This is a genomic window from Methylobacterium platani (assembly GCF_001653715.1).
GTDB lineage: Bacteria > Pseudomonadota > Alphaproteobacteria > Rhizobiales > Beijerinckiaceae > Methylobacterium > Methylobacterium platani.
In genome coordinates this window covers 46,021-52,020 of sequence record NZ_LWHQ01000055.1, presented here as the reverse complement: position 1 = coordinate 52,020, position 6,000 = coordinate 46,021, and the positions used below count along the sequence as shown (strand labels likewise).

Genomic DNA, 6,000 nt, shown 5'->3' with positions numbered 1-6,000 from the left:
GATGCCGCGGGCGTATTCCTCGGCGCGGGCGGCGGTGTCGTAGATCGCCTTGGGCAGCAGGCGGCCGAACTGCTTGGCGGTGTCGCGCAGGCTGCGGTAGGTGTCGCCCGAGACGAGGCGCGCGAGGTAGGACGACATCGCGCCGACGGGCGGCGCGATCGACATGTCGTTGTCGTTGAGGATGACGATGAGGCGCGACTTCAGCGCGCCGGCATTGTTCATCGCCTCGTAGGCCATGCCGGCCGAGATCGAGCCGTCGCCGATGACGGCCACGACGTTGCGGCGCGGCGGGGTCTCGCCGCGCGCTCGTGCCGAGGCATCGGACAGGTCGCGGCCGATGGCCATGCCGAGGCCGGCGGAGATCGAGGTGGAGGAGTGGGCGGCGCCGAAGGGGTCGTAGGGGCTCTCGGCGCGCTTGGTGAAGCCCGAGAGGCCGCCGCCCTGGCGCAGGGTGCGGATGCGGTCGCGGCGTCCGGTGAGGATCTTGTGGGGGTAGGCCTGGTGGCCGACATCCCAGATGATGCGGTCGTCGGGGGTGTTGAAGACGTAGTGGAGGGCGACGGTGAGCTCGATGACGCCGAGGCCCGCGCCGAGATGGCCGCCGGTGACCGAGACGGCGTCGATGGTCTCGGCGCGCAGCTCCGCGGCGAGCTGCGTCAGGTCGCTCTCGGGCAGCTGGCGCAGGTCCGCGGGAATGCGGACGCGGTCGAGGAGGGGAAGAACCAGGTCGGACACGTGGTGACACTCGCTCATTTCGAGGACGGACCCCGCCGGGCATCGCGGCCCGGGGTCCTCGCAGATGGCGGCCGTTATACCGCAAGCGACGGATCGCGCCATCGGCGCCTGCCGGACCCCACGGTTGCGCCTGTGCGCAGGGCAACAACTCCCAAGAACATCCTGAACTCACGGTGAATTCCGGCCGCGAGGCGACAGCTGCACGGGGATGCGTTAGAGTGGCCGGGTAGGGCGCGATCTCGCCAATACGCATCCCCGCGCGGAGGTCAGATGGGACGGTCGATAGCGGCGCGCGCGCTCATCCTGGGCACCCTGCTGGCGGTGCCGGGTCAGGTGCGGGCGCTGCCCCTCTATCCCGCCCTCGACCCCGCCTGGCTGCCCCACCTGCCGACCTGCACGCGGTCCGACCGCACCTGCGACATCGTCTCGCGGCGCCGGGTGCCGGTCTGCACCTGGCGGCTGCGGCCGACGCCGGACGGGCTGCGGCGGGTGCGGATCTGCGGGTGATCGGAAAGGTGGTCTGCCCCGTGACGCCGCCGGCCCGCAGCCTCCTCCTGGCGCTCCTCCTGGTCCTGCCGGGAGCCGCCCCGGCCGCGCCGGCGCGCAGCTGCCCGGAGCATTTCGCCGGCGGCACGCTCCCGGTGCTGACGAATCCGCGGCTGTCCGCCGACACCACGCTCCTGTGCTACCAGGCCTTCGCGGTCCTCTATTCGGGCCTCTCGCGCACGCCGCTCTACGCCGCCGAGCACCTCACCGCGGCGCGGGTCGAGGCCGCCCGCCGGGTCGACCGGGTCGACGCCTTCCACGAGGAGGAGGGGCTGCCGGAGGCGGCGCAATCCACCCTCGCGGATTACGCCGGCAGCGGCTGGGACCGGGGCCACATGGCGCCGTCGGGCGACATGCCGACCCCGACGGCGCAGGCCGAGTCCTTCACCCTCGCCAACATCGTGCCGCAGAACCCGGACGACAACCGCCGGCTCTGGGCCGGGATCGAGAGCAGCGTCCGGGCGCTGGCGGTCGAGCGCGGCGACCTCTTCGTCGTAACCGGCCCGCTGTTCGAGGGCGCGAGCGTGCAGTCCCTGCGCGGCCGGGTGCTGATCCCGACCCGGCTGTTCAAGGCGGTCTACGACGCCAATCGCGGCGAGGCGGGGGTCTACCTCGCCCGCAACGCCCCGGGCGAGGCCTGGGAGGCGATCTCCCTCGAGCAGCTGGCGGCGATCGGCGGCATCGTCGCCTTTCCGGACCTGCCGGATTCCGTCCGCCGCCGGATCATGCCGCTGCCCGAGCCCAGGCGCGACGAATATGCCGGCGGCCCGCGCAGCCGCCGCGAGCCCGGCCTCCTCGACTGGCTCGCGGCCGAGCTGCGCCGCGCCGCCCGCCGCGCCTGGCGCGACTTCCTCCGCTCGCTGTTCTGAGAGGACGCCCATGTCCGAGAAGAAGCCGCCCGCGCACGCGACGCCCGCCTTCACCCCCTTCGCCGACGATGACGCGGTCCAGACCCTCGGCGGGCTGACCCTGGAGAACGGCACCGCCCGGATCGCGCTCCACGGCTCGCTCGACCTCGCCCGCGACCGGGAGAGCCTGGAGCGGGCACGCGCGCTGGCCGAGGCCCTGGCGGCGATCGTCGCGGCGCTGGAAGGCGAGGCGGACCTTCCGGAGCGGGCGGAGGAGGTCCGGGTGGCGACGCAGGAGGTCAGGAACCCGTTCGGGTGACGGGGACGCCGATGGGGGTCACCGGGCGCCCTCACGCCGCCTTGCACCCCCCCGGCGGCCCTGGTAAGCGCGGGAGCACTCCCCATTCCCACGCGCGGCCGCCCGCGCCGGCGCCCGGCGGTCACGATCGTCTCCCGGGAGCCGGCCCGAATCCGGCCAGGACCATCGGATGACGGACCGCGCGCCAGAACCCTGAAGGATCACCGCCATGGCCCGTGAATTCATCTACCACATGCGGGGTCTGACCAAGACCTATTCCAGCGGCAAGAAGGTGCTCGACAACGTGCACCTGTCCTTCTACCCGGACGCCAAGATCGGCGTGCTCGGCGTCAACGGCGCCGGCAAGTCGACGCTCCTGCGCATCATGGCGGGCATCGACACCGAGTTCAACGGCGACGGGTTCGTGGCCGAGGGCGCGCGGGTCGGCTACCTGCCGCAGGAGCCGCAGCTCGATCCGGACAAGACCGTCCGCGAGAACGTGATGGAGGGCGTCGCCGAGTCCCAGGCGATCCTCGATCGCTACAACGAGCTCGCGATGAACTACTCCGAGGAGACGGCGGACGAGATGACCCGCCTCCAGGACGAGATCGAGGCCAAGGGCCTGTGGGATCTCGATTCCAAGGTCGACCAGGCGATGGACGCCCTGCGCTGCCCGGGCGACGACGTCGCCGTCGCGACCCTGTCGGGCGGCGAGCGCCGCCGCGTCGCCCTCTGCCGCCTGCTGCTGTGGCAGCCCGAGCTCCTGCTCCTCGACGAGCCGACCAACCACCTCGACGCCGAGACGGTCGGCTGGCTCGAAGGCCACCTGCGCACCTATCCGGGCGCGATCCTGATCGTCACCCACGACCGCTACTTCCTCGACAACGTCACGAGCTGGATCCTCGAGCTCGACCGCGGCCGGGGCATCCCCTACGAGGGCAACTACTCGTCCTGGCTGGTCCAGAAGCAGAAGCGCCTCGCCCAGGAGGGCCGCGAGGAGGAATCGCGCCAGCGCACCATCGAGCGCGAGCAGGAATGGGTCTCGGCCTCGCCGAAGGCCCGGCAGGCCAAGTCGAAGGCCCGTATCGCCCGCTACGAGGACCTCGTCGCCAAGTCGCAGGAGAAGGGGCCCTCGACCGCCCAGATCGTCATCCCGATCGCCGAGCGGCTCGGCAACAACGTCATCGAGTTCGACCACCTCGAGAAGGCCTTCGGCGACCGGCTGCTGATCGACGACCTGTCGTTCAAGCTGCCGCCGGGCGGCATCGTCGGCGTGATCGGCCCGAACGGCGCCGGCAAGACCACCCTGTTCCGGATGATCAACGGGCTGGAGACCCCCGACAAGGGCGACATCCGGGTCGGCGAGAGCGTCAAGCTCGGCTACGTCGACCAGTCCCGCGACGCGCTCAACCCCGACGCGACCGTCTGGCAGGAGATCTCCGGCGGCAACGACATTCTGTATCTCGGCAAGCGCGAGATCAACAGCAGAGCCTATTGCGGCGCCTTCAACTTCAAGGGCTCCGACCAGCAGAAGAAGGTCGGCGTGCTCTCGGGCGGCGAGCGCAACCGCGTCCATCTCGCCAAGATCCTCAAGAGCGGCGCCAACGTGCTGCTGCTCGACGAGCCGACCAACGACCTCGACGTCGACACCCTGCGGGCGCTCGAAGAGGCGCTGGAGGATTACGCCGGCTGCGCGGTGATCATCAGCCACGATCGCTGGTTCCTCGACCGGATCGCGACCCACATCCTCGCCTTCGAGGGCGACAGCCACGTCGAGTGGTTCGAGGGCAACTTCGCCGATTACGAGGCGGACAAGAAGCGGCGCCTGGGCGTCGATTCCACCATCCCGCACCGGATCAAGTACAAGAAGTTCAGCCGCTGAGCGGCGGATCGGGGGCGGCGCCCCGGCGCCGCCCCTCTGGCATGATCCCGGACATGAAAAAGGGCCCCGCGGGGCCCTTTTTCATGTCCGGGTCGTCCCCGATCTACCGGGTCGCCGAGTAGAGCGAGGCGCCGGAGGCGATCGGCGAGGTGACGGTGGAGAACACGCTGAGCACCTTCTGGACCTCGGTGAAGGGTGCGTTCGAGACGTAGACGAGGTCGCGGTTGCGCATCCGGAAGGCCTGGGAGACGAACAGGCTGTTGGGGTCGCGCATGTTGATCCGGTAGACCACCGGCACGAAGTTCGACGACAGCAGCGGGCTCGTCGGGTGCAGGCGGCGCACCACCGAGGCCGGCTCGAACCGGAACACGAACACGCCGGCCGGATCCGCCTGGAAGTCGCGCAGGCCGCCGGACTTGGCGAGCGCCTGGGCGAGCGTGATGCCCTCGGCCGAGAACGGGATCTCGTAATTCGCCCCCGTCGCGCCGACCGCCAGGAAGGTCTGGGGGTCGCGCACCAGGGTCAGGGTGTCGCCGGGGCGCAGGAAGATGTTCTCGCGCGGGTTGGAGACGACGGCGGTGAGCGGCACCGTCGCGGTGGTCGTGCCGCGCGACAGCCGCACGAAGGTCTCGTTGACCGGCGCCGCGACGCCGCCCGCCGTGGCGATGACGTCGAGCAGCCGGTCGCCCTTCTCGGTCAACGGCACGCGGCCGCCGCCGAGGTTGGAGGCCGGACCGCCGCGTGCCGCGGCGAGGCGTGCCGCGCCGCCCCCGCCGGCCGCCGCCTCGCCGAGCACCGTGACGCTGGTGCTGAGGGGCGAGTTGACGGTGAGGAGCACCTGCGGCTGGATCGCCTTGCCGGCGAGCTCCTGCTCGATCTGCGCCTGGACGTCGGCCGCGCGCTTGCCCGCCACCTTGATGCGGCCGGCATAGGGCACCGAGATCGTCCCGTCGCGGGCCACGATCTGCTCGGGGATGCTCGAGGATTTCGAGCCGGTGGAGAAGCGGTCGGCGATGGCCGGGCCGGAGAACAGGCCGCCGCTGCCGGCCTCCCAGATCGTCACCGTCACGCCGTCGCCGACGCCGATCACCGGCTGCACCGCGGGGCGGCGATCGCCGAAGGAGGCGAGCAGGCTGTCGAGGGGCCGGCCGCGCAGGGCCTCGACCACGGCGGCGTCGACGTCGACGATCTCGTAGCGGGCGAGCAGGCCCTGGTCGGTGGCGATGTCGGCGCCTTCCGCGACCGCGCTCGCCGTCGGCCCCGCCGCGGGCAGGAAGCTGCTGCAACCCGCCATGAGGCAAGCCGCCGCCAGAACCGCTGGCATCCCGACGCGCACCATGCACCACCCTCCGAACCACACGACGGACCGTCCGCGACGGTCCCTCCCGGTCTTCTCCACCTCGACCGCCCGCGGATTGCAGGCGAGCCGGCCGTATCGCCGCGCCGACCGGGCGGGCGCGCGCCGGCGCGGCCGCACGCGGCCACGCTTCGCCACCCTTCCTCTAGCACCCCGGATCGCTACGATCGAATGAACGCAGCCCCGCGGGACGCTCCGGTGTGCACAAGCGGCGCGCGTGTTGCACAGGCCCCACGATGGGCCTGCGGCACATGCAGGACGGCGGGCTGCCCGGACCGAAGGCCCTCGACCGCAAATGCGTCGCGAGCGTGGCGGTAGGACGCCGCCCGTGGCA

The 6,000-nt window shown here is 71.6% G+C and carries 6 protein-coding genes; 4 read left to right on the top strand and 2 right to left on the bottom strand.

What is annotated here, in order from left to right; translation table 11 throughout:
• Positions 1-735, bottom strand: a 735-nt coding sequence (locus A5481_RS25540; RefSeq protein ID WP_280946294.1) for a 1-deoxy-D-xylulose-5-phosphate synthase N-terminal domain-containing protein, incomplete at its 3' end; no start/stop codon positions are given.
• Positions 736-1,005: 270 nt separating this feature from the next.
• On the opposite strand from A5481_RS25540, the gene A5481_RS25535 reads away from it, so the two are divergent.
• The 4 genes from A5481_RS25535 (at position 1,006) to ettA (ending at position 4,309) form a co-directional block, all read left to right on the top strand.
• A complete protein-coding gene (locus A5481_RS25535) occupies positions 1,006-1,242 on the top strand; it encodes a hypothetical protein (RefSeq protein WP_048433757.1) in 237 nt (78 codons plus the stop codon).
• Complete coding sequence (locus tag A5481_RS25530; protein ID WP_245238784.1) at positions 1,239-2,150, top strand: DNA/RNA non-specific endonuclease; 912 nt, start codon at positions 1,239-1,241, stop codon at positions 2,148-2,150. The genes A5481_RS25535 and A5481_RS25530 overlap by 4 nt, the downstream gene beginning before the upstream one ends.
• A gap of 10 nt (positions 2,151-2,160) precedes the next feature.
• Positions 2,161-2,448: a hypothetical protein gene (locus tag A5481_RS25525; RefSeq protein ID WP_048433758.1), complete on the top strand. Its 288-nt coding sequence runs from the start codon at positions 2,161-2,163 to the stop codon at positions 2,446-2,448.
• A 208-nt stretch (positions 2,449-2,656) separates the two neighbouring features.
• A complete protein-coding gene (gene ettA, locus A5481_RS25520) occupies positions 2,657-4,309 on the top strand; it encodes an energy-dependent translational throttle protein EttA (RefSeq protein ID WP_048433759.1) in 1,653 nt (550 codons plus the stop codon).
• A gap of 103 nt (positions 4,310-4,412) precedes the next feature.
• Here ettA and A5481_RS25515 read toward each other — a convergent pair whose 3' ends face one another.
• Positions 4,413-5,648 carry a polysaccharide biosynthesis/export family protein gene (locus tag A5481_RS25515; protein WP_048433760.1) on the bottom strand — a complete coding sequence of 412 codons (1,236 nt, stop codon included), beginning with the start codon at positions 5,646-5,648 and terminating at the stop codon, positions 4,413-4,415.
• Positions 5,649-6,000 lie beyond the last annotated feature (352 nt).